Annotated in this window: 23 protein-coding genes; 14 read left to right on the forward strand and 9 right to left on the reverse strand. The window is 61.8% G+C overall.

Features of this window, described 5'->3' with window-relative positions:
- Positions 1-58 precede the first annotated feature (58 nt).
- From gfa to KM031_RS18955, 6 genes are all read left to right on the forward strand, one after another.
- A complete protein-coding gene (gene gfa, locus KM031_RS18930; protein ID WP_215505708.1) occupies positions 59-619 on the forward strand; it encodes an S-(hydroxymethyl)glutathione synthase in 561 nt (186 codons plus the stop codon).
- 332 nt (positions 620-951) lie between these two features.
- Complete coding sequence (gene glmS / locus KM031_RS18935; protein WP_215505709.1) at positions 952-1,440, forward strand: methylaspartate mutase subunit S; 489 nt, start codon at positions 952-954, stop codon at positions 1,438-1,440.
- A 16-nt stretch (positions 1,441-1,456) separates the two neighbouring features.
- A complete protein-coding gene (locus KM031_RS18940; protein WP_215505710.1) occupies positions 1,457-2,905 on the forward strand; it encodes a methylaspartate mutase subunit E in 1,449 nt (482 codons plus the stop codon).
- A 28-nt stretch (positions 2,906-2,933) separates the two neighbouring features.
- Positions 2,934-4,178 (forward strand): methylaspartate ammonia-lyase, encoded by a 1,245-nt coding sequence (locus KM031_RS18945; protein WP_215505711.1) that lies wholly within the window; start codon positions 2,934-2,936, stop codon positions 4,176-4,178.
- 1 nt (position 4,179) lies between these two features.
- On the forward strand, positions 4,180-5,325 hold the full coding sequence (locus tag KM031_RS18950) for a CaiB/BaiF CoA transferase family protein (RefSeq protein WP_215505712.1): 1,146 nt from the start codon (positions 4,180-4,182) through the stop codon (positions 5,323-5,325).
- A gap of 3 nt (positions 5,326-5,328) precedes the next feature.
- Positions 5,329-6,192: an HpcH/HpaI aldolase/citrate lyase family protein gene (locus tag KM031_RS18955; protein WP_215505713.1), complete on the forward strand. Its 864-nt coding sequence runs from the start codon at positions 5,329-5,331 to the stop codon at positions 6,190-6,192.
- On the opposite strand, the gene KM031_RS18960 is transcribed toward KM031_RS18955, so the two are convergent.
- The 3 genes from KM031_RS18960 to hutC form a co-directional block, all read right to left on the reverse strand.
- Complete coding sequence (locus tag KM031_RS18960; protein ID WP_215505714.1) at positions 6,149-7,153, reverse strand: LysR family transcriptional regulator; 1,005 nt, start codon at positions 7,151-7,153, stop codon at positions 6,149-6,151. The two genes, KM031_RS18955 and KM031_RS18960, sit on opposite strands and share 44 nt — an antisense overlap.
- A gap of 9 nt (positions 7,154-7,162) precedes the next feature.
- Complete coding sequence (locus KM031_RS18965; RefSeq protein WP_215505715.1) at positions 7,163-8,716, reverse strand: FumA C-terminus/TtdB family hydratase beta subunit; 1,554 nt, start codon at positions 8,714-8,716, stop codon at positions 7,163-7,165.
- Between the two features lie 280 nt (positions 8,717-8,996).
- Positions 8,997-9,686 (reverse strand): histidine utilization transcriptional repressor HutC, encoded by a 690-nt coding sequence (hutC, locus tag KM031_RS18970; protein WP_260692199.1) that lies wholly within the window; start codon positions 9,684-9,686, stop codon positions 8,997-8,999.
- Positions 9,687-9,851: 165 nt separating this feature from the next.
- Here hutC and KM031_RS18975 point away from each other — a divergent pair, with 165 nt between their 5' ends.
- The 3 genes from KM031_RS18975 to KM031_RS18985 are packed head-to-tail and all read left to right on the forward strand — an operon-like array spanning position 9,852 to position 13,283.
- Positions 9,852-10,808, forward strand: coding sequence for an ABC transporter permease (locus tag KM031_RS18975; protein WP_260692207.1), 957 nt, complete (start codon positions 9,852-9,854; stop codon positions 10,806-10,808).
- A gap of 7 nt (positions 10,809-10,815) precedes the next feature.
- Positions 10,816-11,670 (forward strand): ABC transporter permease, encoded by an 855-nt coding sequence (locus tag KM031_RS18980; protein ID WP_260692208.1) that lies wholly within the window; start codon positions 10,816-10,818, stop codon positions 11,668-11,670.
- Positions 11,671-11,672: 2 nt separating this feature from the next.
- Positions 11,673-13,283: an ABC transporter ATP-binding protein gene (locus KM031_RS18985; RefSeq protein ID WP_215505454.1), complete on the forward strand. Its 1,611-nt coding sequence runs from the start codon at positions 11,673-11,675 to the stop codon at positions 13,281-13,283.
- A 140-nt stretch (positions 13,284-13,423) separates the two neighbouring features.
- Here the strand turns inward: KM031_RS18985 and KM031_RS18990 are convergent, their stop codons facing one another.
- From KM031_RS18990 to KM031_RS19000, 3 genes are all read right to left on the reverse strand, one after another.
- Positions 13,424-14,605, reverse strand: a complete 1,182-nt coding sequence (locus tag KM031_RS18990) for a 2Fe-2S iron-sulfur cluster-binding protein (protein WP_215505455.1) — start codon at positions 14,603-14,605, stop codon at positions 13,424-13,426.
- A 2-nt stretch (positions 14,606-14,607) separates the two neighbouring features.
- A complete protein-coding gene (locus KM031_RS18995; protein WP_215505456.1) occupies positions 14,608-15,648 on the reverse strand; it encodes an aromatic ring-hydroxylating dioxygenase subunit alpha in 1,041 nt (346 codons plus the stop codon).
- A 100-nt stretch (positions 15,649-15,748) separates the two neighbouring features.
- Positions 15,749-16,609: a LysR substrate-binding domain-containing protein gene (locus KM031_RS19000; RefSeq protein ID WP_260692200.1), complete on the reverse strand. Its 861-nt coding sequence runs from the start codon at positions 16,607-16,609 to the stop codon at positions 15,749-15,751.
- A gap of 302 nt (positions 16,610-16,911) precedes the next feature.
- Here KM031_RS19000 and KM031_RS19005 point away from each other — a divergent pair, with 302 nt between their 5' ends.
- Positions 16,912-18,423: an ABC transporter substrate-binding protein gene (locus KM031_RS19005; RefSeq protein WP_260692201.1), complete on the forward strand. Its 1,512-nt coding sequence runs from the start codon at positions 16,912-16,914 to the stop codon at positions 18,421-18,423.
- A gap of 139 nt (positions 18,424-18,562) precedes the next feature.
- On the opposite strand, the gene KM031_RS19010 is transcribed toward KM031_RS19005, so the two are convergent.
- The 3 genes from KM031_RS19010 to KM031_RS19020 form a co-directional block, all read right to left on the reverse strand.
- Positions 18,563-19,261 carry a GntR family transcriptional regulator gene (locus tag KM031_RS19010; RefSeq protein WP_307742833.1) on the reverse strand — a complete coding sequence of 233 codons (699 nt, stop codon included), beginning with the start codon at positions 19,259-19,261 and terminating at the stop codon, positions 18,563-18,565.
- Between the two features lie 182 nt (positions 19,262-19,443).
- Positions 19,444-20,589 (reverse strand): aromatic ring-hydroxylating oxygenase subunit alpha, encoded by a 1,146-nt coding sequence (locus tag KM031_RS19015; protein WP_215505460.1) that lies wholly within the window; start codon positions 20,587-20,589, stop codon positions 19,444-19,446.
- Positions 20,590-21,025: 436 nt separating this feature from the next.
- Entirely contained in the window at positions 21,026-21,931 is a 906-nt protein-coding gene (locus KM031_RS19020; RefSeq protein WP_215505461.1) for a LysR substrate-binding domain-containing protein, read from the reverse strand.
- A 139-nt stretch (positions 21,932-22,070) separates the two neighbouring features.
- Between KM031_RS19020 and KM031_RS19025 the strand changes: the two genes are divergently transcribed.
- The 4 genes from KM031_RS19025 to KM031_RS19040 are packed head-to-tail and all read left to right on the forward strand — an operon-like array spanning position 22,071 to position 26,726.
- On the forward strand, positions 22,071-23,108 hold the full coding sequence (locus KM031_RS19025) for an aromatic ring-hydroxylating dioxygenase subunit alpha (RefSeq protein ID WP_215505462.1): 1,038 nt from the start codon (positions 22,071-22,073) through the stop codon (positions 23,106-23,108).
- Complete coding sequence (locus KM031_RS19030) at positions 23,105-24,214, forward strand: 2Fe-2S iron-sulfur cluster-binding protein (RefSeq protein ID WP_215505463.1); 1,110 nt, start codon at positions 23,105-23,107, stop codon at positions 24,212-24,214. Before KM031_RS19025 ends, KM031_RS19030 begins: the two co-directional genes overlap by 4 nt.
- A complete protein-coding gene (gene hisC / locus KM031_RS19035; protein WP_215505464.1) occupies positions 24,214-25,347 on the forward strand; it encodes a histidinol-phosphate transaminase in 1,134 nt (377 codons plus the stop codon). Before KM031_RS19030 ends, hisC begins: the two co-directional genes overlap by 1 nt.
- Positions 25,347-26,726 (forward strand): FAD-binding oxidoreductase, encoded by a 1,380-nt coding sequence (locus KM031_RS19040; protein WP_215505465.1) that lies wholly within the window; start codon positions 25,347-25,349, stop codon positions 26,724-26,726. The genes hisC and KM031_RS19040 overlap by 1 nt, the downstream gene beginning before the upstream one ends.
- The last annotated feature ends 86 nt before the right edge of the window (positions 26,727-26,812 follow it).

Genomic DNA, 26,812 nt, shown 5'->3' on the forward strand with positions numbered 1-26,812 from the left:
TCACGCACCCGGAGCCGGACCGGCGCTTCTATCCGGTAAAAATGGGAGGAGAGATCACATGACCAAACCGAATCTGCATCCGGCGCTGGACAACGGCATTGCCGCGACCTCGGCGGAGTTTTCTGGCGGCACGCTTGTCTGCGCCTGCACGGAAAATGCCGTGCGTGTGCGTGTCGAGGGACAGATCGCCCACAATCACGCCTGCGGCTGCACCAAATGCTGGAAACCCGAGGGCGCTGCCTTCTCGATCGTCGCGGTGGCCCCGCATGACAAGGTGACCGTGGTTGAAAACGGTAACAAGCTGGCGGTCGTCGACCCGGAGGCGCTGATCCAGCGCCATGCCTGCAAGGACTGCGGCGTGCATATGTACGGCCCTGTCACCCGCAAGCACCCGTTTCAGGGGTTGGACTTCATCCACCCCGAACGGTTCGAGGAAAAAGGCTGGGCACAACCCGGCTTTGCGGCCTTCGTTTCTTCGGCCATTGAGGGCGGAACGGCGCCATCCGCGATGGACGGGGTGCGGGCACGTTTCAAGGACCTGGGGCTTGAACCCTATGATTGCCTGAATCCTGCCTTGATGGATTACATCGCAACCTGGACGGTCGAGAACCGCACATAACGCTCCCTGACTGGCCCGCTGAACCCAGGTTCGGCGGGCCTCTTTCTATGACGCCCGGGCTTGCCTTGGTCAAGAAAGGCCTGCACGGCATCTTCTGCCGCGGCTCTCGCCGTAACCTTTTGGCGCACGTTTCCAACACCCGAAATTTCGAAGGCGTATCGTCTTGTCGCTTGGGGCTCTGTTCTGGCCCCGGGGCAGCGGGGGCGTATCCATCGCTTTGCATACGGACAAACAGTTAATCAAATCTGATCTATAATCAAAAACAAATAAATAGTTTTGACCGCTTTGCCTGCACGTTCTAATCCGTCTGGAACACCAGCAAGGGGGCGCGGATGTCCACGGAATCGCAGGATTACAAAATCGTTCTGGGCGTGATCGGGGCGGATTGCCATGCTGTCGGCAACCGCATCCTGACCTCGGTCCTGACGCAGGGGGGCATCGACGTGGTGAACCTTGGGGTCATGGTGGCGCAGGATGAATTCATCGAAGCGGCATTGTCCGAACAGGCGGGGGCCATTCTGGTCTCGTCGATTTACGGCCATGGCGAACTGGACTGCCAGGATTTCCGGGCGCGCTGCGAGGAACGCGGGCTGACCGATATCGTGCTCTATGTCGGCGGCAATCTGGTGATCGGCAAACAGGAGTTTTCCGTCGTCGAGGCGCAGTTCCGCGAGATGGGCTTTGATCGGGTGTTCCATCCCAGCGCCGATCTTCAAGAGGTGATCGGCCTTCTCAAGGCAGATATCGACGCGAACCGCCCGGCACAGCTGGCGCGCAACTCGCGCCCGCTGGCAGACGAGCGCCTTGGCCTTTCGGCCTGATACAGGGAAATCCGCAATGACCGAACTGACCAATCACCGTCTGGACACTGCCGGTTTCGAGGCCGAGCGCGCGGAAATCCTGCAGAGCTGGCCGACCGGCACGGGTGTCAGCTTTGCCGAAGCCGTGAAGGTGCAGGAGGCGCTGCCCACCGAAAAGCGCTTTCCCGTTGCGCTGGCCGCGGCGGATGCGCAGGGCATGACCCTGTTGCAGCCGCGCGCCGGTGTCGCGCTGGTGCGTGAACATGCGGCGCTTCTGAACGGGCTCAGCCCCTATTGCGATGTGCTGCCCACGACGATCGACGCCTATACCCGCCACAACCGCTATACCGAGGCGCAAGACGGGATCGACCGTTCGCGTGCCGCTGGAACCTCGCTGTTGAACGGCTTTCCGGCGGTCAACCACGGGGTTGATGGCTGTCGTCGTCTGGTGGATGCGGTGTCGAAACCCGTTCAGGTGCGCCACGGCACACCGGACGCGCGGCTTCTGGCAGAGATCACGCTGGCGGCGGGGTTCTCCAGCTTCGAGGGCGGCGGCATTTCCTACAATATCCCTTATGCCAAACACGTGCCCCTGGAGCGTTCGATCCGGCATTGGCAGTATTGCGACCGGCTGGTCGGGCGGTTCGAGGAGGAGGGCGTCTCAATCAACCGCGAGCCCTTCGGCCCGTTGACCGGCACGCTGGTGCCGCCGTTTGTCAGCCATGTGGTTGCCATTCTGGAGGGGCTTCTGGCGCTGGAACAGGGCGTGAAGTGCATCACGCTTGGCTACGGGCAGGCAGGCAATGTGGCGCAGGACATCGCGGCGCTGCGGTCATTGCGGCGTCTGGCACATCACTATTTCCTGAACGCAGGCTATGCCGATTACAAGCTGACCACGGTGTTTCATCAGTGGATGGGCGGCTTTCCTGCGGACGAGGCGCAGGCGACGGCGGTGATCTGTCTTGGCGCGCTGGTGGCGCGGCAAGCGCGGGCGACCAAGATCATCGTCAAGACCCCGCACGAAGCCAGCGGCGTGCCGACGCTGGAGGCGAACCAGGCCGGGCTGAAGGCCACTCGGCAGATGGTGAACATGATCTCTGACCAGAACCGCGTGGACAGCCCCGATATCCAGATGGAAATCGACGTGATCGAGGCCGAGGTGCACGCCGTCATGCGGGAAATCCTGCGGCTCGGGCGTGGTGACATCGCGCGCGGTGCCGTGGCGGCCTTTCAGACGGGAGCGATGGACGTGCCCTTTGCCCCGGCCCGTGCGAATCTGGGCAAGCTGACGCCGGTGCGCGACAATCACGGGGCGATCCGGTTGTTTGATGTGGGCAACGTGCCTTTGCCCGCCGATGTGCTTGCCTTCCACCGCGACAAGATTGCCGAGCGCGCCCTGTGCGAGCGGCGCGAGCCTTCCTTCAACATGGTGGTCGATGACGTGCGCGCCATCTCTGCCAGCAAACTTGTCGGCCGACCTGCCTGACCCTTTGGCCTGAACCTGCGGAATCCCCATGAAGATCAAGAACGTTCACCTCGCCCCAGGCTATTCGGCCTTCTATTTCGACGATCAGGCCGCCATCAAGGCGGGCGCCCGGCAAGACAGTTTCGTCTATACCGGCGCCCCCTTGACCCCCGGTTTCGATCAGGTGCGCCAATGCGGTGAAAGCATCTCGATCATTCTGGAACTTGCAGACGGGCAACTGGCCGAAGGCGATTGCGCGGCGGTGCAATATTCGGGTGCGGGCGGGCGCGACCCTCTGTTCACGGCGGAACGCTTCATTCCGCTGATCCGCGCGCATCTGGTGCCGCGGCTGATCGGGCTGGATGTGTCGCAGTTTCGCGACAATGCCGCAAGCTTTGACGCGCTGACCATCGGCGGGGCGGCGCTGCACACCGCCATCCGCTATGGCCTGTCGCAAGCGCTGCTAGACGCCACCGCCCGCGCGACTGGCAGGCAGAAATATCAGGTCGTGGCCGACGAATGGGACTTGCCACAGGTTGCCGCACCGCTGGCCCTGTTTGGCCAAAGCGGTGATGACCGTTACAATGCCGTGGACAAGATGATCCTGAAACAGGTCGCCGCCCTGCCGCATGGATTGATCAACAATGTGCCGCAAAAGCTGGGCGAGACGGGGGGCAAGCTTGCCGAATATGTCTCGTGGCTTTGCCACCGCATCCGCAGCCTGCGCCGCAGCGCCGCCTATATGCCGGATCTGCATATCGACGTTTATGGCACCGTGGGCGAGATCTTCGAGAATGACGCGGACCGCATCGCCGACTATCTGACCACGCTGGAAAAGCGGGCCGAGGGCTTCACCCTCTATATCGAAGGCCCCGCCGACGCGGGATCGAAAGAGGGCCAGATCGCGCTGCTGGCGGCCATCAAATCCGCTCTCTCCGCGCGGGGCAGCGCGGTGAAGATCGTCGCCGACGAATGGTGCAACACACAGGCCGATGTGGTCGATTTCGTCGATGCCCGCTGCTGCGACATGGTGCAGATCAAGACGCCCGATCTTGGCAGCCTGCACAACACTATCGACGCCGTGCTGTATTGCAAGGCGCAGGGAGTCGAGGCCTATCAGGGCGGCACCTGCAACGAGACCGACATTTCCGCCCGCGCCTGCCTTCATGCCGCGATGGCGACCCGCCCCGAGCGGGTTCTGGTCAAGCCCGGCATGGGGTTTGATGAGGGCATGACCATCGTGGCGAACGAGATGAACCGCATCCTCGCCATTGGCCAGCGGACGGGGGCCTGACATGCAGGAGCACCATCTGAAACCCTACGAGGGCCTGCTGGTCGTCTCGCTGGAACAGGCTGTCGCCGCCCCGCTGGCCTCGTGCCACTTTGCGCAAGGTGGGGCGCGGGTGATCAAGATCGAGCGGGAGGGCGAGGGCGATTTCGCCCGTAAATATGACGGCGCGGTCAAGGGCACGGCGTCCTATTTCGCCTGGGCCAACCATGGCAAGGAAAGCCTGTGTCTGGACATCAAGAAGCCCGGGGATACGGCGCTGCTGGACCGGCTTCTGGCCAAGGCGGATATCTTCATCCAGAACCTCGCCCCCGGTGCCATCGACCGGGCAGGGTTCGGCTCTGAAACTCTGCGCCAGAAATATCCCCGCCTCATCACCTGCGATATCAGCGGGTATGGCGAGGCGGGCGCATACTGCGAGATGAAGGCCTATGATTTCCTCGTGCAATGCGAAAGCGGGCTGGTCGCGGTCAATGGCGCGCCGGGGCATCCGGGGCGGATCGGGGTTTCGGTCTGCGACATCGGGGCCAGCATGAATGCCATCATCGGGCTGCAAAAGGCCCTGATCGCGCGCGGCATCACCGGCAAGGGCAGTGCGGTCAAGCTGTCCCTGTTCGACACCGCCGCCGACTGGATGACGGTGCCCCTGCTGCATACGGTCTATGCTGGAAACGCGCCGCAGCCTGTTGGCCTGCACCATCCGTCCATTGCACCCTATGGCGGGTTTACCACCTCGGACGGGCAGATCCTTGCCATCTCGATCCAGAATGAACGCGAATGGGTCAAGCTGTGCGCCGAGGTGTTCGAGCGCCCGGATCTGGCGAAGGATCCGTTGTTCTGCAATGCGGCGGCGCGCGTCAGGAACCGGCTGGACACCGACGCCATGGTTGCCGCCTATTTTGCCGCCCGGACGCGCGCCGAGATGGAGGCCCGTTTACGGGCGGCGTCCATCGCCTTTGGCGCGGTCAATTCGGTGGCTGATTTTGCGGCGCATCCGCAACTGCGTCGTGCGCCGGTCACTCTGGAAGACGGGCAAGAGGCCGAACTGGTCGCACCCCCCGTCCGCCACAGTTTCGAACCCGATCAGCCGCGGTTGGGCCGGGTGCCTGCGGTCGGCCAGCACAGTGCCGCGATCCGCGCCGAGTTTGGCTGAGCCATGGGCCGCAGCTATCTGTTCATCCCGGCGCATCAACAGCGTCTGCTTGCCCGCGCGCATGAACGCGCGGCGGATGTCATTCTGCTGGATCTTGAAGACAGCGTTCCGGCGGGCCAGAAACCCGGTGCGCGCAGCAGTCTGGCCGCGACAGTGGCGGGGCTGGTGGCAAAAGGCGTCCGCATCGCGGTGCGCGTCAATGCTGGTCTCGGGGATCTGGCACGTGATATTGAGGCCGCATGTCTGCCCGGCGTCGAGGCGCTGATGATCCCGAAGGTGGCGCATGGTGAAACCCTGCGGCTGGTTGCCGATCATCTGACGGTTTGCGAGCGGAACGCAGGGCTGGAGCCGGGCGCCATCGGCCTCATTGCCTTGATCGAAAGTGCCGAAGGACTTTTGAACGCGGCGCTGATCGCCCGCGCCCCGCGTTTGACGGCGCTGGCCTTCGGGACCGAAGATTTCAGCACCGATTGCGGCTTTGCTCCGACACCCGAAACATTGGTGGTCCCGGCGCAGGCCCTGATCTGGGCGGCAAGGGCGGCGGGCGTGGCGGTTCTGGGCCTGCCTGGCAGTATTGCCGATGTGGCCGATGCCGCGCGCTTCGAGAGCCATGCCGCCCTTGGGCAGCGTCTGGGCTTTGCCGGTGTTCTGTGCATCCATCCGCGACAGGTGGGTATCGTCAATCGCCTCTACACGGCTGATCCCACGGCGCTGGAGCAGGCACGGCGCATCGTTGCCGCCTCTGACGCCGCCGAGGCCAGGGGGATGGGTGCGGCACTTCTGGATGGCAAGATGATCGACCCGCCGGTGGTGGCGCGTGCCCTCAGGCTGCTGCGCCAAAATCCGGGCCAAACAGACCCCGCATGATCGCGGGGCCATCTGCGCGCACGAATTCGACAAACTGCCGTGCCGCTGGTCCGGGGGGCCGACGTTTCAGATGCAGCACATACCAGTCACGGATCTGCGGCATGCCATCAACCTGTAACACACTCAATTTGCCTGCCTGACGTTCCAGCGCGATGGTATGGGCCGAAATGAAGGCCAGCCCCATATTGCCCATTACGGCCTGCTTGATATTGGCATTGCTGTCCATCTGTTGCGCGCGGGGCAGTGCAAGCCCGGCCTCGTGAAAGAAATGCTCGTGCACCATCCGCGTGCCCGATCCGCTTTCGCGCACCAGGAACGGCATCGGCACCAGATCGGCTCTGCGGATGCGTTTGGCACGGGCGAGCGGGTGGTCCGGGTGGCTGATCAGCACATAGGGATGTTTGGCGAACTGATGCGCCGTAACCTCGACCCGCTTTGGCGGACGCCCCATCAGCGCCACATCGGCGCGCCCGGCTTCCAGTGCCGCGATCACGCCTTCGCGGTTGTCGATGCTGATCTGCAGATCCGCCTCCGGGTGGCACTTGCGGAACTCTTGCATCAACTGCGGCCCGAAGTTTCGCGCGGTGGAGACCATCACCACGCGCACCTGATTGTCGATCCGGCCCTGCAACGCCTCGACGACATGCACGGCCTCTTTCAGCGTCTCGACCATGCGTTCGGCATAAGGCACAAGTGCCGTCGCCACCTCTGTCGGCTGGACGGACCGGCCCTCCTTGTCGAACAGGGTCGCGCCGAGGCTTTCGCTCAGCTTGCTCATCTGCATGGAAACGGCAGGTGGCGTCAGGCCCAGACGTTCGGCCGCCCGCATGAAGCTGCGGCTTTCGACGGCGGCCAGAAAGATCTGCATCTGCCGCAGGGTAATCTTGTCGCCCAGATCGTCCAAAACCATCCCCTCGCCCTTGCCTGCATGTGGCAGCACCGTCCGGGCGCTGTCAATCATCGCAGCGCCTCATTGCGGACGTGCGAAAAAGTCGCCCCCCTTGTCGTCGATGATCAGAAATGCCGGAAAACCCTGCACTTCGATAAGGAAAACCGCCTCCATGCCGAATTCGGCAAAGTCGATCGGCTCGACCTTGCGGATGACCTCCTTGCCCAGGGTCGCCGCCGCCCCGCCAACTGAGCCGAGGTAGAAGCCGCGATGTGCCTTGCAGCTTTGCACCACGGCAGCCGAGCGGTTGCCTTTGGCGATCATCACCCGCGAGGCGCCACGCGCCTGCAGGTCGGGCACATAGGGGTCCATCCGCGCCGCTGTCGTCGGCCCGAAAGAGCCGGAGGCGTGGCCGGAGGGGGTCTTGGCCGGGCCTGCATAATACACCGGATGGCGTGTCATGTAGTCGGGCAGGGGCTGGCCCGCCGCCACCATGCGCGCAAGTTCGGCATGGACCATATCGCGCGCGACGATCATCGTGCCCGACAGCAGGACGGGGGTGGACACCGCCAGACCCGACAGGGCGTCACAAACCGCGTCGATCTGTTGGTCAAGGTCGATGCGGACCGGCTTCTGGGCTGTGCGCAGCGTCGGTAGAAAGCGGGCGGGGTCGCGCTCCAACGCTTCCAGCCAAAGGCCGTCGCGGTCGATCCGGGCCTTGATCTGGCGGTCGGCCGAGCAACTGACCCCCATGCCGACAGGCAGGCTGCCGCCGTGGCGCGGCAGGCGGATCACCCGCACATCATGGCAGAAATACTTGCCGCCGAACTGCGCACCAAGGCCCATGCTGCGGGTCAGTTTCAGAACCTGCGCCTCAAGACCCTGATCCCGAAACGCCCGGCCCTTCATGTCGCCACAGTCGGGAAGGTCATCCAGCGCGCGGGCCGAGGCGAGCTTGACCGTCTTGAGGCATTGTTCCGCCGACAGACCCCCGATCACGATCGCCAGATGGTAGGGCGGGCAGGCCGTGGTGCCAAGCGTGCGGATCTTTTCGTCAAGGAAGCGGAGCAGGCGGTCGGGCTCCAGCAGCCGGCGTGTCTCCTGAAACAGGAAGGTCTTGTTGGCCGATCCGCCGCCCTTGGCCATGAACAGAAGGTCCAGCGTCTCGCCCTCGCCTGCCTCGATGTCGATCTGGGCGGGCAGGTTGGTGCCGGTGTTCCGTTCCTCATACATCGTCAGCGGGGCCATCTGGGAATAGCGCAGGTTGCGGCTGTCCCAGGTGGCGCGGATACCCTCCTCAATGGCCGCCTTTGCCGACCCTGCCACCAGAAGGTTTTGCCCCTTCTTGCCGGTCACGACCGCGGTGCCGGTGTCCTGACAGCTGGGAAATTCCCGTTCGGCGGCGATCACCGCATTCTTGATCAGTTCCAGAGCCACAAAACGGTCGTTGGCCGAGGCGTCGGGGTCATCGAAAATCTGGCCGAGCTGCTCCAGATGGCTGGTGCGCAGCAGGTGTGACACATCGGCAAAGGCTTCCTCGGTCAGCCGGGCAAGGCTTTCAGCGGGAACGCGCAGAAAGCTTTCGCCAGCGCAGTCAATACGTTCGGGATTATCGAGCGGCAATTTTCGGAACATCTGATCGCCTTCCAGCTTCGGTCCCATCGCTCATAGGGGCGAGAGCTGAAACAGATCAATATCATTGATCTGAAATCTTATTTAGATAAGTAATAATTACTTTTAACACGGCTTCAAGCCGCACCTTGGTGGTGCGCCGGGAATGCCCTTTCGCGCCAGCAAAGCGTCATCGCCTGTCCGACCGGCACCGGGTGCTTGCCAGATATTGCAGGCGGCGTTGCATGGGGCGGCACTCGGCAGCGATCTCGCGTTTCGGGACAGGGGCGAAGAGCCGTCTGCCTCAGTAGCTCGTCGTCATGCGATGGTCGCGGTGATAGACAAGATTGACGTAAGTCACGGTTTCGCCTTGCCAGGTTGTCTGTCGTTCAACCCGGAACAGCGCATCTCTGGGTTCGCAGCACAGCATGAGCGCCTGTTCGGGATCGGCGGAGGTCGCAGAAAAGCTGATCTCGACGCTTGAAAACGGCACCTGCGTCACCAGCCACTCATTGGGGCTGACAACCGAGAAATCGACGGTGCGGGCCGTCGGCGTGGCGTCAAGATTGATCCAGCGATCCTCAAGCTGATAGGGTCTCCCATCCGCGAAATGCAGCGCGACGAGGTGCAGCACCTCGGTCTCTGGTTTGAGGTTCATCTGTGCCCGGCGCCAGTCTGGCGGAACCAGGATTTCCGACCGCACCAGTGCATAGCGGTAGACCGAGCCGAGTTCGATGATCTCGTTGCGCACCAGCGGAATCGCGATCCTTGCCTGCCGGACGGGCGACTGGCGCACGCGTGTCCCCGCCTTGCGCTTGCGTTCGACAATGCCCTCGTCAACCAGCTCTCGCATGGCGCGGTTCACCGTTGCGCGGGCGACGCCGTATTCCACGGCAAGGTCTTGTTCATTCGGAATCAGGCTGCCGGGTGGCCACTCGCCGCCCATGATTCGCATGAGCACGTCCGCCTTAACTTCGCCGAAATTCTTCGCCACACAGGTTCTCCCAATTGCCATGCAGTCTTCGCCCAAAAGCGCCAAGAAATCATCATATTTCTTGCCAATGGCAGAGATTGTGCCAGTTTTTTCTGGACAAGATGGCGTTTTCAGACATTATACATGATCATATAAACTATAAAGCACATACAAATGCTCAGAAAAATCCCCCCTATCCCAAGGTTGATCGCAAGAAGGCTGGCCATTGGTGTGCTGACACTCTTGGTCGTATCGGCAGTGATTTTCTGGGCAGTGGAGCTGTTGCCCGGCGATATCGCGACAGAAATCCTGGGCCAGTCGGCGACGCCCGAGACCATCGCCGCCTTCAATGCCCGCTTCGGGCTGACCGACCCGCCGCTGATACGCTACTTTCATTGGCTGGGGGGTGCGCTAACCGGCGAGTTTGGCCTGTCTATCGCCAACCAGATGCCAATTACCGAACTGATCGGCGAACGCACCTTCAACACCCTCTTTCTTGCCGCCTATGCCGCCCTGATCGCCGTGCCCGTGGCAATCCTGCTGGGCTTGATCGCGGCGCTTTATCGCGGCTCGCTCATGGACCGCATCATCTCGAGCTCGACGCTCGCCGTGATCTCTTTGCCCGAGTTTTTCGTGGCCTATATCCTGATCCTGATCTTTGCGGTGCAGTTGAAGTGGTTCCCCAGCCTTGCCAGCGTCACCCCGGACATGTTGCTTGGCAGTCGCCTGTATGTGTCTTTCCTGCCCGCGCTGACGATGGTGCTGATCGTGATGGCGCATATGATGCGGATGACACGCGCCGCAATCGTCAACCTTCTGGCCTTGCCCTATATCGAAATGGCCGAGTTGAAAGGCGTCAAGCGCTGGCGGGTGATTGCGGTCCATGCGCTGCCCAATGCGGTCGCCCCCATCGTCACGGTTGTCGCGCTCAATCTCGCCTATCTGATTGTCGGCGTCGTTCTGGTTGAAGTTGTCTTTGTATACCCGGGTCTTGGGCAGCTTCTGGTCGACAGTGTCTCAAAGCGCGACATGCCGGTCGTGCAGGCGGCCTGCCTGATCTTCGCCGCGACCTACATCCTTCTCAATTTGGCCGCGGATATCATCGGGATCATCGCCAATCCGCGCCTTCTGCATCCGAGGTAACTCCGTGATCAACTGGCTGTCGCAGCTGCGCACCGCGCCCGTATCGGCAAAACTCGGGCTCGGCCTGATTGCCGCCTATGCCTTCATCGCCATCTTTGCCCCGCTGATCGCCCCCCATACCGAACGTGAGATCGTCGGAAGCGCCTATCTGCCCTGGGCCGCCCCCTTCTACCTTGGGACCGATGCGGTGGGGCGGGATGTGATGTCGCGGCTCATCTATGGCGCGCGCAATACGGTCGGCATCGCGCTGGCAACGACGCTTCTGGCGTTCCTGATCGGGTCGAGCCTCGGCCTTCTGGCTGCCACGGTGGGGGGCTGGCTTGATACAGGGCTGTCGCGCATCGTGGATGTGTTGATGGCGATCCCGTCGCTTGTTTTCGCCCTGCTGATCCTGACCATCACCGGCACCAATGTTGTGGCGCTGATCCTGGTGATTGCGGTTCTGGACAGCACGCGTGTCTTCCGGCTGGCCCGTGCCGTGGCACAAGGGATCCTGACGATGGACTATGTGGAAGTCGCCCGGATGCGCGGCGAAGGGCTGTTCTGGATCATCCGGCGCGAGGTTCTGCCAAATGCCGCCTCGCCCCTGATCGCCGAATTTGGCCTGCGCTTCTGTTTCGTGTTCCTCTTCATCTCGGCGCTCAGCTTCCTCGGGCTTGGCTTGCAGCCGCCGACGGCGGATTGGGGCTCGATGGTCCGCGAAAGCGCGCGGCTGATTGCCTATGCGAATTTCTCAAGCTGGCAGACCGCAACCTTTGGCTTTGCGCCGCTGCTTCCTGCGGGCGCGATTGCGGTTCTGACAATCGCGGTCAACCTGGTGGTGGATTGGGTCTTGCATCTGTCTAGCGGACTGAAGGACTGAACATGGCAAAGCTTCTTGAAATCCGTGATCTCTGGATCGAAGGCCGCTCGGGCGATGCCTGGCAGCAGATCGTCAAAGGCGTGAGCCTTGATCTGAACAAGGGCGAAGTCCTTGGCCTGATCGGCGAAAGCGGTGCCGGTAAATCCACGCTCGGGCTGACCGCCATGGGCCATGTGCGGTCAGGCTGCCGCATCGCTTCGGGGTCAATCAAGTTCGATGGCGTCGAGCTTGTCGGCGCTTCGGCGGAAACGCTCCGGGATCTGCGGGGGCGACGTATCGCCTATGTTGCGCAATCCTCAGCGGCCTCTTTCAACCCCGCCTGGCGGTTGATGGCGCAACATTGCGAAGCCCCGCTTCAGCACGGCGTCATGAGCCGCGCCGAAGCCGAAGCCGAAGCGGTGCGTCTTTACAGCGAAATGCGCCTGCCCGACCCGGATCAGATCGGTTTCCGCTATCCGCATCAGGTTTCCGGTGGCCAGTTGCAACGCGCGATGACGGCGATGGCGATGGCCTGCCGCCCTGATCTGATTATCTTTGATGAACCCACGACCGCGCTGGATGTCACGACCCAGATCGAGGTGCTTGCCGCGATCCGCGATATTGTGCGCAATCATGGCACCGCTGCCATCTACATCACGCATGACCTTGCTGTGGTGGCGCAGATGGCGGACCGGGTGAAGGTGCTTCTGAAGGGTGAAGAGGTCGAGGATGGCCCGACACGCGAGATGCTCGCGAACCCGCGTGAAGCCTATACCAAATCCCTGTGGGCGGTCCGCGACTTCCGGCCCGCCCCGCGCGCGCTTGGCGAAGAGCCGGCGACCATTCTCAAGATCGACCAGTTGTCTGCGCATTATGGCCCGCACAAAGTGCTCGACCGTGTGTCCTTTGGCGTGGCCAGGGGGCGGACGGTGGCGGTTGTCGGCGAAAGTGGGTCGGGTAAATCGACCACGGCCCGCGTGATCATGGGCCTGTTGCGGCAAAGCGAGGGCACAGTGACGTTCGACGGCGAGATCCTGCCGCCGAAAGGCACCAGTCGGCCACGCGCGCTGCTCAAGCGGATGCAGATGATCCACCAGATGGCAGACACTGCCCTGAACCCGCGGCAACGGATCCGCGATGTTCTCGGGCGGCCGCTGGAATTCTATCTGGGTCTGAGTGGCAACGCGAAAGAGAGGCGGATCCGCGAGCTTCTTGAAGAGATCGAGCTGGAGCCCGACCGCTATATCGACCGTCTGCCCGGGGAATTGTCGGGCGGGCAAAAGCAACGTGTCTGCATCGCCCGCGCCCTTGCTGCCGAACCCGAGCTGATCATCTGCGACGAGGTGACAAGTGCGCTTGACCAACTGGTTGCGGAAGGCATCCTGCGCCTTCTGGACCGGCTGCAACGTGAGCGCGGCTTGAGTTATCTCTTCATCACGCATGATCTGGCCACGGTGCGGGCCATTGCGGATCAGGTGGTGGTGATGCAGCACGGCAAGGTGGTCGAACAGGGCACCAAGGACGAGATTTTCTCGCCGCCGCACGCAGCCTATACCGAACTTCTGCTGTCATCGGTGCCCGAGATGGACCCCGACTGGCTGAACAACGTTCTGGCGGCACGGCAGTCGGCATAAGCGATGTCCCCCCCTCGCGGGGGGGCTGCGCGATCCTTGGCAATCATGGCAGCGTTCTGATTGAGGAACGCCAAAAACCAGAGGCCCGTGCCGGATCTTTTCCGGCACGGGCCTCCTTCGTTTCATCAAGCGGAACAGGATCACAGATCCAGCACGACCCGCCCTTTTGGCCGCGAACAGCAGATCAGCGCCATGCCTGCGTCAGGCGGATCAAGCGGGTCCGAGGTGTAGTCCACCTCCCCCTCCTTGACGTCACAGATGCAGGAATTGCAGATCCCGGCACGGCAGACAAATGCCGGCTCCAGCCCGGCCGCCTCGGCGAGTTCCAGAATGGAGTCCTTTCCGTTCCACGCGACCGTCACGCCCGAGCGGGCGAAGACGACCTCATCCCCGCTCCGCTGCTCTGCCGCCATCGGCGCCGGGGCCTTGCGAGAATGGGAGTCTGGGATGGCAAAGACATCCGGATCCGTCAGAAAATCAAGCTTCGAGACCGACTTTGGCGCGTTGACCGGGATACGGGGTATCTGCGGCGCGACCGGGGCTGCCATCCCCGCAAGGGAGCCGCCCTTGCCGAAGAATTCATAGGCGATGCGCTCCGGCGGAAAGCCGAGGCTGGTCAGCAGCCGCCACATGGCAACCATGAAGGGCTGCGGGCCGCAGAGATAGACCTGATAGTCATCAACCGGCAGCAGCCGCTGTAGCACCGCCCGATCCACAAGGCCCTCGGCATCATACCGGCCCGCGGCGCGGTCGGCCTCGGTCGGCGCGCGCATGACGTTGCAGACGGTGATCCTGCCGTCCGACGCCGCCGCAAGTGCGGCGGTTTCATCGTGCAGCGCCTGCACCGCGCCATTTTCGGTGGCGTGAACCAGCCAGGCCCTGCGTTGGGTCGCCGCCAGCCGGTGTAGCATCGACAACAGCGGCGTCACACCAACCCCGCCCGCCAGAAGCAGCACCGGGCGCTCGGTGTCTTCATCGAGGAAGAAGTCGCCGCGCGGGGCCGCGATGTCGACCTCGTCGCCCTCGGCAAGCGTGTCATGCAGGAAGCAGGAGCCGATGCCGTCGGGGCGGGTGCCGTCTCCGGCTTCCCGCTTGACTGAAATCCGGTGGCAATCCTGGGCATCCACCGCGTTGGACAGCGAATAGGTGCGCAGGACATGGCCTTTCGGCTGACCCTCGGCGGGGATGCGCAGGGTCAGATACTGGCCGGGGCGGGCGGGCCACAAGGCACCGCCATCGACCGGGACGAAATGGAACGAAGTGATGACCTCGCTCTCGCGCGTTTTGCGAACAAGGCGAAAACGCCGGAATGCCTCCGCCATGATCAGCCCCGCATTTTTTCATCGACCAACCGCTCTTCGGCGATCATCGCCTCAAGCTGGCGGCGGAAGCGCAACTGCCCCGCGTCGATCGACAGGTCAATGTGGGGCGAGGTCTTGCTGTTCATGCCGATCTGCACTTCGTTCAGGATCGCGCGATCCTCTTCAAAGGCACCGCGCACGTCGGCTGCCATCAGTTTGGACAGCTCTTCATCCTTGGGCCGGATGTTGCGCAGCTGGAACCAGTAATAGCGCGTCTCGCCGTCATTGACCGGGGTCATGAAGTTGTAGCTGTCCATGACAAATGTGTCCTGGTGCAGGGTGCCATCCGGGCCGCCGGTGCCCGCTGGGGTAAAGATCGAGCGGATGAGGGCGTGGCTCGGGTAACGCACCTCATAATGTTGCAGACGGTCACATTTGCCCTCGAAACCGATGATCTTGGCATAGAAAGGCGCTGCATCCACGTTCATCATCCAGCGGTGGACGATCACGCCGACCTCGGTCTTGGTGACCTTCAGCGGGGTGTCGCGGGTTGCGGCCTGCGCAAAGCTGGTTTCATGCACCCAGGCCACATGGGACGGATCAAGCAGGTTGTCGCACATTAGAAGATAGTTGCACTTCAACTCCATCGCATCGCCGCTGTTCATGCCCCAGTCGGGATCGTAGAAATTCGGGATATCAATGATTTCGTCCGCGTCTGCGATTGCGGCATTGCCCATCCAGATCCAGACCAGACCGTATTTCTCGTGGACGGGATAGGGGCGCACTTTCGCCGCCGAGGGCATGCGGCCACCGCCGGGGGCCCAGACGCATTGCCCGGCGCAATCGAACGTCAGCCCGTGATAGCCACATTCGACATTGTCATCCTTGATCCGGCCCTTCGAAAGCGGCAGCTTGCGGTGCGGGCAGGCATCCTCCAGCGCAATGACCTCACCCTGAGAGTTGCGATAGACGCAGATCTTTTCGCCAAGCATGATGATCTGTTTCAGGCTGTGAGTGACCTCGTGGCTCCAGGCACCGACATACCAGGCGTTCTTCAGAAACATGACTAAACCTCTCTATGGCTGAGCTTCTATGCCCTATGTCTAGACTATACAGGTGCCAAAGCCCTGTGCGCAGCCTAGAAAGCCAGCCTGATTGTTTAGCCTATCTTAATGTTCCTTCGCGTCTCGGCTTCGATTCCAGTATCGCCCAGTTCAGGAATTCACGGGCGAAATTGCGCGTCAAGGCATTGTTCCCCCAGCAGATATGGTAACCCTCTTGCATCTCGAGGCTTGTCTCGGACAGGCGGACAAGGCGCCCTGTCTCCAGATCGTTCTGCGCGAAAGCTGTTTGTGCCAGAACCACGCCTTGCCCGCTGACCGCCGCTTCCAGCGCGAGGCCGGTGAGGGAATAGACGGCAGCGATCTTCGGTCGCGGCGCAGGCGTGACGCCGATCAGGGTGAACCAATCGTCCCAGGTTGGCGCAATGGATTCGTCCATCGACCAGTCGATGCCGATGAGCGGCACCTGCGCCAGCCCGTCTGGCGTGGCGGCTTCGGGATGGGCCGCCAGAAAGTCAGGCGAGCAGGCCGGAAAACACCTGTCCTGAAACAGCAACCGCGAGTGGGGATAGCGTTTGGCCGAACCGCCATAGGTCAGCCGGAACATCTGCTCCATCAATTGCGGATCCGCCTCCTGATGCGTGGCAATGATACGGATGGAGGGTTCGCGCCCATGGGCCTGAAAGCGATGGATGATCGGATTCAACCACTTCTGAAGCAGGGTCGGCAAGCCCGAGACGGTCAGCTCTTCGGTGCTGCGATGCGACGAAATGAACTCCTGCGCGCGCACCAGCCTGTCGAAGCCTTGCGAAATCAGGTCATGATAGATCCGGGCCGTCGGCGTCATCACCACCCGCCGCCCCTCCTGCGACACGAGTGCGATCCCGATGGAATCCTCAAGTGTTCGCAGCTGTTGGCTGATCGCGCTCGGGGTCACACCAAGGTCACGGGCGGCGAGGTGCACACTGCCCGTCCGGCCGAATGCTTCAAATGCTTGCAAAGCGCGCAACGGGGGTAGGGCGATGACGAAAACTCCACCAATGTTGAGATGATAGTTTAGCAGACCTGTTCTATACGGTAAAGTTTCTGGTTTGTTGCACTATTAATGGGGCTATATGCTGTCAAGGTCAGACATAATGACAGCCGCAGGGCCTGTCATCCACGATCCGCCATATGTGGACGAATGCGGCACTGCGGCCTATCCATAGGGAGTCAACACAGATGTACACCACCAATCGCCGATCACTGCTGCTTGGCGCCGGCGCCATGGCTTCCGCTGCCGCCCTTGGTATCGCACCGATGCCGCTGCGCGCGCAGACCGCTGCCCCCCGTCGTGGCGGCACCTTCCGCATGGCGGTGTCGGACTTCAGCTCCTCCGAACAGCTTGACCCGCAGATGAACGAATATCGGTTCATGATGCACTTGCAGTATCAGCTGCGCAACTGCCTGATCGAAGTGGGCCCCGGTGGTGTGTTGATCCCCGAGCTTGCAACGGAATGGAATCCCAATGCCGATCTGTCGGCCTGGGTCTTCAAGATCCGTCCGGGCGTGGAGTTCCACAATGGCAAGACCCTGACCGCCGAAGATGTGGTGTTCTCGCTCAATCTGCACCGCGGCGAGGCTTCGATTTCGGAAGCAAAATCGCTGATGGCTGCAATCACCGATGTCAGCGTGACAGCACCGCTGGAAGTGACGGTGAAGCTTGAGGCTCCCAATGCGGGCTTCCCGGCAATCCTGTCGATGATCAACATGCTGATCGTCCCGGCGGATGACATGAATTTTGCCGCCGGCATCGGCACCGGCGGCTATATCCTTGAAACCTTCCAGCCCGGCGTCCGCAGCCTGGTGAAGCGCAACCCGAATTACTGGAAAGAAGGTCGCGCCCATTTCGACGCGATCGAGATCCACTGCATCTCTGATATCAACGCGCGCACGACGGCCCTGCAAACCGGCCAGATCGACGCAATGGATGCCGTGGACACGACGACCGCGCCGCTGCTGGCCGCGATGCCCAACATCAAGCTGTTGCAGACCAAAGGAAAGCAGCACCACGCGTTCAGCATGAACGTCAAGGATCCGCTGTTCCAGAACGCGGATGTGCGCCTTGCCATGAAACTCGCGATTGACCGCGAGGCCGTGCTGACGACCATTCAGGCAGGCTATGGCTCGATTGCAAATGACCAGCCGATTTCGGTGGCCTACGCCTATCACAATCCGGGCCTCGCGCAGCACAGCTACGACCCGGAACAGGCCAAGTTCCTGTTGAACCGCGCCGGTGTCAGTGGCCTGACGGTACCCCTGCACGTCTCGGAACTGCCCTTCACCGGGGCGACGAACATGGCGCAGCTCTATGCGCAACATGCGGCGGCGGCGGGTATCACCATCAATGTGCAGCGTGAACCGGATGACGGTTACTGGTCCAGCATCTGGGGTCAACGCCCGATGTTCGCTACCCGCTGGTCTGGCCGCGTGAACGAAGATGCGATGCTGACACTGGCCTATTCGCGCCAGAGCCTCGGCGGCTGGAACGAGACGAGCTGGGACAATGAGGTCTTCAACAACACTCTGGCTGCTGCCCGTTCGGAAGTTGATGAGGTCAAGCGCAAGGAGTTGTATTGGGAGTGCCAGCGCCTCATCTGGGAAGATGGCGGCATGGTTGCGCCGATCTGGGCCGATTTGCTCGATGCAACGTCGAACAAGATTGGCCATGGCGAGATCGGCAACGACTGGGCGCTTGACGGTGCCCGTTGCGGCGAACGCTGGTGGTTCACCGAGTGATCTGACAAGGGCGCTGCAAGCGTCTGGCTGACATCATCCCTCGCATGTGCGCGTCAGCACATGCGAGGCGACGGTCCGGTCGGTGATTGCCCTGTCGCGGCCGTGGTGAGCGCATCCGAAAGGGTTGTTTTAGACCGGTTCAGCAGGTGCAGAAAAAGTCGCGTGCAGAGTTGATATCGCGCGCGATGGCTCTTGCTGCCTCTTCGGCATCGCCTGCGCGGATGGCGGCAATCGCTTGCTCATGGTAAATCTGCCAGTAGTCGGCGCGCGTGCTGGTATCCAGGATCGCCGCATAGAACGGGCCGATCTGCATCCAGAGCCCTTCGATCATCGCCACCAGATCGGGGTTGCGGGTTGCTGAGTAGATCAGGAAATGGAAGGAATAGTTGGCGGCAAAATAGCCCTGCACATCGCCGCGCTCCAATGCGGCGGCCATGTCATTGCAGAACTTTCCGAGCAGATCAGCATGAGCATCGGTCAGGGATGGAACCGCATTGCGCGTGGCAAGCATTTCTAATGTTGTGCGGATTTCAAACAGTTGAACGCCTCGCGCGCGCGAGATCACCGGAACCCGGAAGGCGCTTTGCCGTTCGACCACCAGAATGCGCTCTGCCACCAGTTGCTTGAGCGCATCGCGCACCGGCATGACACTCGTCCCGAACTCCTTGGCCAATCCGCGCGTTGAAAGGCGTGTACCGGGAAGGTAGATACCCGAGGCAAGATTCCAGCGCAGTTTCTGACGGATGTCCTCGGTCAGCGACGCTTGCGGCCTGATCCGTTTGTCGTCGTCAAGCAGGATGTCCGTCCTGATCTTTGGGGACGCCATATTGACTACCATAACTTGTTCACTTGAACGTCAGTTATGCTGCTCGGATGGATTCCGCCAGATGAAACCTTCAACACCATCCCCGCCGCTTGTATTGGCAGGCACGCCGATCTGGCGGCTTGCGTGTTGAAGTCTGGATCCAGATGGATGAAGCGTGCGCCACCCGATGCTGGTGGCGCACGCTGCGTGATGCGTCAGAGGGCGATGTCGCTTGCCAGTTTGCGGGCCATATACTGGTAGATATCCCAGATCGTGCCTTCAAAATGATCGGCGGCCAGACGGCCCCCGGTATAGTATTTGGTCTTCAGCCCTTTCTGCAGGGTTTCCAGCTTTGCCCGGTCTTCCGCGTTGAACTCGTTGCAAAGCCGCACATAGTCGTGCACGCCGGGATCATCCGGATCGGTCAGCACGCCTGCCACGCCCCAGCGGATTGCAACGGCATCTGCGCCTGCCGGTCTCAGGCACAGGAACAGCGTAAAGTGGGGTGCGACGGAAAACACCAGATTTGGATACACGCAATAGAGACCGCTGAACCGCTGTTCCTCGCGCGTCAGATCGGGGTGATAGGGGCCGCGTTCTGGGGTGCTGGGGTTGTAATGCGCCTTGTAGCCGGTGAAGGCGTCGTTCCCCGGGATCTTTTCGCACAGATTGGTCGGCGTGATCGGGTGCAGCGTCTTGGTATGGGTGGCGCTGAGGTGATAGCCCTCCATGAAGTTCTCGCACAGCGACTTCCAGTTGGTCTGCCAGATGTCATCCGTGGCATAGAGGAAGTTCCGCTCGTCAATGTGATAATTGCGGATCAGCGGTTCCATATCGGCAAGCTGCGGCGCGAGCGGTTCGGCCGTTCCGTCAAGATTGACGAAAATGAAGCCATTCCAGATCTCGGTCTTGAAGGATGGCAGGTTGCATTTGCTTTTGTCAAAACCCGGCACCTTGTCCATGAGCGGCGCGCCGATCAGGCGACCGTCGCTGCCGTCGTAGGTCCAGGCGTGATACTTGCACGAAAAACGCGCGGCATTGCCCCGGCCTTCGGCAATGATATTGCCACGATGGCGGCAGACGTTTGACAGAACCCTGACCTCACCATCCTTGCTGCGGGTGACCAGAAGCTGTTCGTCGACCATTTCGGTCGTGAAGTAATCGCCAGGATTGGCGACCTCGCCTTCATGGCCAAGGCAGACCCAGTCCTTGCGGAACACATGGTCCTTCTCAAGCGCGAGGAACGCCTCGGACGTGTAGTATTCTGGCGGCATGGTGACGGCTTCGGACGAGGGCAGGGTCTTGAGTCTCGTCAGGTCATTGCGCAGGCGATCAACCACGGTTGTAGTTTGGATGTTCATGCTTCCTCCTCAAGCGTGAATGGGGTGGCGTTTGGAAAACTGTGATCTCAGTTTTTGCATAATCGGTGCAGGCAGTCAATTTCTGATCTCACCTTTTCTGTATGGTCGCTGCGATCTTCGATCCCTTCTGCAGAGAGCGGATGATATTTTGTGCAGGAATATAAATTATACCTATTATAATCAGTTTATTAACATGATATTTTCTGAAGGCACACCAGTCGGGTGTCGGTTGGCACGCCATGAAAAACGCAGATCTCTGCCTGCGTAGCGACTGCAACAGGGGGGGCTTCCGGTGGCGCTCATGCCATCATGACTGCGACGATTCGCTCGCGGTCTTGCGTTATCTGTGGCTAAATCTTCCGAAATTGATATCTCAGATTTCGTGGAATGCAGTGCGCCTGAAGGCTCCCGCGCTGCACGGTCGCGTGCCAAGTCATCAGTCGCGCGGCGTTGAAATCGCTTTTTGCCGGCGCGAAATTGATTGAATCCAGCTGCGCAGCTCGGCCCCGAACGGCTTTTCCAGCGCAGCCGGATCCCAGGCCAGCGCATAGGATTGCGACAGCTTGAGCCGGATGTCGAAGGGCACGACAAGCCGCCCCATGGCAATATCCTCGTTAGCCATCGACAGTTGCGCCAGAACAAAGCCCCGGCCATTGATGGCCGCATCAATCGCGGCACTGGACATCGAAAACGCAACCTCCCCCGCGGCTTTGCGATGCGCCGCGCCGATATGGGCAGCCCAGTCATGCCAGCCGGGGGCGGCCCCCTGTTCCCGCGCCCATTCGATGCCCAAAAGCGGCGCATCGAGGATGTCGGCAGGCGTTTGCAGCGTCAGGCGGGCCAGCAGCGACGGAGAGCAGGCAGGGACAACCCAATCTGCAAACAGTTCGGTGCGATGGTCAAAGCGCGTGATCATCGCCCCGTAGGACAGCCGGAAATCGACCTCGTCCGCACCAAAGCGCGGTTCGGTGTCGTCTCCGATCAGGCGTACCGTTGCCGTGGGATGCGCTGATTGCCAGTCGAACAACTGCGCCCCGATCCATTTCGATGCCAGAGAGGGCAGGCAGGAAATCGTGAGTGTTGTGTCCGACCGCGTGCGCTCGATCTTGCTTTGCGCCGCGCGCAGCGCATCAAACGCGGCGGTGATGTCATCATGATACTGCCGCCCGCGCGTGGTCAGGCTGATCGACTTGCCTTTGCGCGCTACCAGCCGCAGCCCGACCTCTGCCTCGGCCTTGCGCAACTGCTGGCTGATGGCACCAACCGTCACACCCAGTTCTGCCGCGGCGGCTGTGGCGCTGCCGAGCCGGCCAAAGGCCTCGAACGCCTGAAGCGCGCGCATGGAAGGAAGCTTTTGCAAGACCGGCGCTCCGTCAGGGCGTTTGGTTTAGTTTTTCTATAATAGAACGCAGAAGCAAGGGCTTTTTGAAGCGGCAGATGCGGGCTATCAATATGTTCACACATAACGCAGGGAGCCGATCATGTACCTACATAACAGCTGGTATGTCGCAGCATGGGATCACGAGGTTGGCAGCGACCTGTTTCCGGTAAAGATGCTGGGCGAAGAGATCGTGCTGTTCCGCAAGACCAACGGCGAAGTGGCGGCCCTTGAGGATGCCTGCCCGCATCGCAAGCTGCCGCTCTCGATGGGCCGCATCAAGGGGGATACGGTCGAGTGTGGTTATCACGGCCTGACCTTTGACGGCACCGGCACCTGCACCCGTGTGCCCGGCGTCGAGAAGATCCCGCATGTCGCCTGTGTGCGCGCCTATCCGATCCACGAACGCTATGGCCTGCTCTGGGTCTGGATGGGCGACGCGGAAAAGGCCGATCCGGCCCTGATCTTCCAAGTGGACCATTGGGGCGATCCGGCCTGGGGCCTGAATCGCGGCGACTCGATGGCCATCAATTGCAACTATCTCTACATGACCGACAACCTGCTGGACCCGTCGCATGTGGCCTGGGTGCATCAGAGCTCGTTCGGCAATGCCGCAACCGAAGAGGCACCGCTGGAAACAACCATTGGCGAGAATGGCGTCACGGTCTGGCGCTGGATGTTTGATGTTGAACCGGCACCTTTCTATGCGCCCTACCTGAAGTTCAAAGGCAAGACCGACCGCAAGCAGCACTATGAAGTGCATTATCCCAGCAATGCCATCATCAAGGCGATCTTTGCGCCCGCTGGCAGCGGCGGCGAAGGCCGGCCTCTGCATGAGGATACGTTCCTGATGGACAGCTACAACTTCATGACGCCGATCGACGAGAACACCACCAAATATTACTGGTTCCAGATGCGCAATTTCGCGCCGGATGATGCCAGGATCTCGGCCGAATTTGCCGCCTCGGTGCGGGGGGCGTTTGACGAGGATCGCGCTGTTCTGACGGCGGTTCACAAGGGCATGGCCAACAAGCGCACGCCGAACCTTGATCTCAAGATCGACGTTGGGCCGATGCGGTTCCGTCGCAATCTGGCCAAGATGATCGAAGCCGAACAGGCTCGGAAAGTCGCGGCGGAATGACCGGCAACGCTGAACAGGTGCCGCAAGGCAAGGCCGGGTTTCGTGGCCTGCGGATTGTGGCAAAAACCGTTGAAAGCAGTCTCATCACCTCGTTTCATCTGGAGGCGGCGGACGGCACGGCTTTGCCAAGCTTCCGTCCCGGTCAGTTTCTGGTGTTCAGGATCCCGTCGGATTATCCGAAAGGCTATGTGCTGCGCAACTACAGCCTGTCTGGCGCACCCGACGACAGCGGCCAATACCGCATCTCGGTCAAGCGCGAACCTGCTGCGGGGCCGGGCCTGCCGGTGGGCTTTGGGTCCAGCTATCTGCACGACAGCAGTGCTGTGGGCGATGTGCTGATGGTCGACGGGCCGCGCGGCGAATTCGTGCTCGACGAGGCCAGCGACCGCCCGGTGGTTCTGCTGAGCGGGGGTGTCGGGCTGACGCCGATGGTGGCGATGCTGCATGCGCTGGTGCATCGCTCCACCCGCCGCACCCTGTTTCTGCATGCCTGCGAAAATGGCGACGTGCATGCGCTGCGCGATGAGGTCAACGGTCTGGTCGGTCAGAGGCCGGGCGTGTCGGCGCATTACAGCTATCGCCTGCCAAGCGCCGAGGATCGCGCCGCACAGCGCTTTCACAGCGAAGGGGTCATCACCCGTGCGCGGATGCAAAGCCTGCTGCCGCTTGATGACTACGATTTCTACCTCTGTGGCCCGCCGCCCTTCATGCAGGCGATGTATCAAACGCTGCGCGGGTTTGGTGTGGCGAAGGACCGGATCGCCTATGAATTCTTCGGCCCGGCAACGGTGCTTGACGCCGAGGCCAAACCGCAGCCCGTCGCGAAGGCCACTGCTGCACCCGCAGACGGGGCAATTACAGTGGAGTTTCGCAAATCCGGCATTGTGGCCGCATGGGATGGTGCCGCCCAATCGCTGTTGTCTTTTGCCGAAGATCAGGGCCTGTCCCCCGAATTCAGTTGCCGCGCGGGCATCTGCGGCACCTGCACATCGCGGATGCTTTCGGGCAAGGTGAGCTATTTCGAAGACCCGCTGGAGGAACTGGCGCAGGGCGAATTGTTGCTGTGCTGCACACGCCCTAAAACCGCAATCGTATTGGATCTGTAATGACCGCAACATCCCCGACCAAACCCGAAGCCCGCGCCTTTGCAGCGTTGAAGGTCAATCCCTGCGTGGCGGCATTGCCGCCTTACAATGCCGGCATGTCCCTGACGCGCGCCCGTGCACTGAGCGGGCGCGATGATCTGGCGCGGCTGGCCAGCAACGAAAACGCCGATGGCTGCTCGCCCGCCGTTCTGGCGGCTTTGGCGGATGGCGGGTTTGAGCCCTGGCGATACGCCGATCCGGCCTGCACGGCACTGCGCGAAGCTCTGGCTGACCGGATCGGTGTGGCGGCAGAGGTGATCGTGGTCGGCAACGGCTCCGAGGAAATGATCGCTGCGATTTCGCGGGCCGTCTTGGTTGCAGGGACGCAGGTGGTGACTGTGGTGCCAAGTTTCGGCCTGCACGAGATCGAACCCCTGGCCGCAGGGGCCTCTGTCCTGAAGGTGCCGATGACGGCGGCGGCTGGTTTTGATCTGACGGCGCTGGAGGCCGCAATTGCCGCCGGGCCACGCGTGGTGTTCCTGTCCTCGCCGTGGAATCCGGTCGGGCCGGCGCTGGACCGCCCGGCGTTGCAGCGCCTGATCGACGCTGTGCCTCCGGGCACGCTGTTCGTGCTGGACGAGGCCTATTTTGAATTTTCCGATGCGCCCGACGGTATCGCCATGCTGCGTGACAGCGGTATTGCCCATGTCGTGCTGCGCACCTTTTCAAAGGCCTATGGTTTGGCGGGGTTGCGCGTCGGATATGCCGTTTGTTCCGACCCGGAACTCGCGCGGGTGATTGCGGCGGCCAAGACGCCGTTCAATGTCAACGGGGCCGCGCAACGCGCCGCCATCGCCGCTTTGGCGGATGAAGCGTGGATGAAAGCCTCGGTTGCGGGCATCCGGGCCGAGCGGGACCGTGTCGCCGCAGGTCTGGCCGCACTCGGGCTGCATGCCGCGCCGTCGCAGACCAACTTCCTGTTCTTTGACACCGGGCGTGACAGCGCAGAGGTGGCCGCTGCCCTGCTTCTGGAGGGCATCATTGTCAAACCATGGCGCGAAAAAGGTTATGAGAGCTGGCTGCGCGCCACCATCGGCACGCCTGCCGAAAATGACCGGCTGATGGTCGCATTGCGCAAACTGGTAGCCCGGTGATGGCGCGCCCCCCTTCCACCCCCGACTTGCAGGCCTTGCGGCACGCGTTGAGCGCGGTCGTCGGTGCGCCCTATGTGCGCGATGCGGTCGGCCCCGATCATATGGCCGATTTTCTGGTGCTGCCGGGATCAACCGCCGAAGTCGCTGCCGTCGTCACCATCTGCCATGCGCAGGGCGTGAGCATTGTGCCGCAGGGTGGGCATACCGGGCTGGTCGGTGGGTGCCAGTCGCACCCCGGACAGATCGTGCTGTCGCTGACCCGCATGGCGCAGATCGAGGCCATCTACCCTGACGAGCGGGTGGCCGTGGTGCAGGCGGGCGTCGCATTGGAAATCTTGCAGAATGCCGCGCTGGCGTATGGGCTGGAGCCGGGAATTGATCTTGCCGCGCGGGGAACCGCGACGATTGGTGGCATGGTGTCGACCAATGCAGGCGGCATCATGGCGCATCGCTACGGGGTGATGCGCCATCGGGTGCTGGGCATGGAGGCCGTGCTGCCCGATGGCACGATCTATTCCGACATGACCCGCGTGGTGAAGAATACGGCGGGCTATGATCTCAAACACCTGTTCGTCGGCGCGGAAGGCACGCTTGGCATTGTCACACGAGTGGTTCTCAAGCTGGAGCCTGTGCCGCAATCCACCGCCACCGTGATGCTGGGCTTGCCATCCGCAGCCGCCGCGCTGGAAGCAATCAGCCTCGCGCTGCGTTCGGATGTCGGGCATCTGCGCGCGGCGGAAGGGCTGTGGCAACCCTATATTCAGCTTACGGCGCGGGCGCAGGGCTGGGCCGAGCCAAGCTTTCCGCTGGATCAACCGATCTGTCTCTTGCTGATGCTGGGTGGCGGCAATCAGGCCGATCTGACCGAGGCGATCGAACAGATTTTCGGGGCCACACTCGACCGCCACCCAACCGCCACAGGCATCATCGCGGCCTCGCAACGGCAAGAGGCCGATCTATGGCGGCTGCGTGAAGACACCGATCAACTGTATCGCGCCCATCCGGGGGCGCCGTCCTACGATGTCTCGGTGCCGCTGTCCGAAATCGGAGCCTACGTCGATCATGTTGTGAACGGGCTTGCCGGAATTGACGGTGGGATTGCGCCTTTTGTGTTTGGGCATCTTGCGGATGGAAATCTGCATATCGTGCTGAACCGCAACGGGCCGCTGACTGCCGATCTGTCGCGCGCGGTGGAGGAGGTGCTTTACACGCCCCTGCGCGCGTTTGGCGGATCGTTTTCTGCCGAGCATGGTGTCGGGGTGAAACGCATGTCCTATCTGGGCACGGCAACGGATCCGGGCAAGCTGAGGGCGATGGCGCTGGTCAAGCAGGCGCTCGACCCGGACAGGCTGATGAACCCCGGCAAAGTCCTTCCCTGAGGGCCCGCTCCAGCCGGTTCGCTGCCCCGATCAGTCCCTGACCTGCCCCGAGACGGGGCGGGCTCACGCAAGATATTGCAGGATTA

The sequence above is a fragment of the Gemmobacter fulvus genome (assembly GCF_018798885.1).
Lineage (GTDB): Bacteria > Pseudomonadota > Alphaproteobacteria > Rhodobacterales > Rhodobacteraceae > Gemmobacter > Gemmobacter fulvus.

Coding starts and splice junctions, on each gene's coding strand:
- gfa (WP_215505708.1), top strand. CDS start 59: ATGACCAAACCGAATCTGCATCCGGCGCTGGACAACGGCATTGCCGCG.
- glmS (WP_215505709.1), top strand. CDS start 952: ATGTCCACGGAATCGCAGGATTACAAAATCGTTCTGGGCGTGATCGGG.
- KM031_RS18940 (WP_215505710.1), top strand. CDS start 1,457: ATGACCGAACTGACCAATCACCGTCTGGACACTGCCGGTTTCGAGGCC.
- KM031_RS18945 (WP_215505711.1), top strand. CDS start 2,934: ATGAAGATCAAGAACGTTCACCTCGCCCCAGGCTATTCGGCCTTCTAT.
- KM031_RS18950 (WP_215505712.1), top strand. CDS start 4,180: ATGCAGGAGCACCATCTGAAACCCTACGAGGGCCTGCTGGTCGTCTCG.
- KM031_RS18955 (WP_215505713.1), top strand. CDS start 5,329: ATGGGCCGCAGCTATCTGTTCATCCCGGCGCATCAACAGCGTCTGCTT.
- KM031_RS18960 (WP_215505714.1), bottom strand. CDS start 7,153: ATGATTGACAGCGCCCGGACGGTGCTGCCACATGCAGGCAAGGGCGAG.
- KM031_RS18965 (WP_215505715.1), bottom strand. CDS start 8,716: ATGTTCCGAAAATTGCCGCTCGATAATCCCGAACGTATTGACTGCGCT.
- KM031_RS18985 (WP_215505454.1), top strand. CDS start 11,673: ATGGCAAAGCTTCTTGAAATCCGTGATCTCTGGATCGAAGGCCGCTCG.
- KM031_RS18990 (WP_215505455.1), bottom strand. CDS start 14,605: ATGGCGGAGGCATTCCGGCGTTTTCGCCTTGTTCGCAAAACGCGCGAG.
- KM031_RS18995 (WP_215505456.1), bottom strand. CDS start 15,648: ATGTTTCTGAAGAACGCCTGGTATGTCGGTGCCTGGAGCCACGAGGTC.
- KM031_RS19005 (WP_260692201.1), top strand. CDS start 16,912: ATGGCTTCCGCTGCCGCCCTTGGTATCGCACCGATGCCGCTGCGCGCG.
- KM031_RS19010 (WP_307742833.1), bottom strand. CDS start 19,261: ATGGTAGTCAATATGGCGTCCCCAAAGATCAGGACGGACATCCTGCTT.
- KM031_RS19015 (WP_215505460.1), bottom strand. CDS start 20,589: ATGAACATCCAAACTACAACCGTGGTTGATCGCCTGCGCAATGACCTG.
- KM031_RS19020 (WP_215505461.1), bottom strand. CDS start 21,931: ATGCGCGCGCTTCAGGCGTTCGAGGCCTTTGGCCGGCTCGGCAGCGCC.
- KM031_RS19025 (WP_215505462.1), top strand. CDS start 22,071: ATGTACCTACATAACAGCTGGTATGTCGCAGCATGGGATCACGAGGTT.
- KM031_RS19030 (WP_215505463.1), top strand. CDS start 23,105: ATGACCGGCAACGCTGAACAGGTGCCGCAAGGCAAGGCCGGGTTTCGT.
- hisC (WP_215505464.1), top strand. CDS start 24,214: ATGACCGCAACATCCCCGACCAAACCCGAAGCCCGCGCCTTTGCAGCG.
- KM031_RS19040 (WP_215505465.1), top strand. CDS start 25,347: ATGGCGCGCCCCCCTTCCACCCCCGACTTGCAGGCCTTGCGGCACGCG.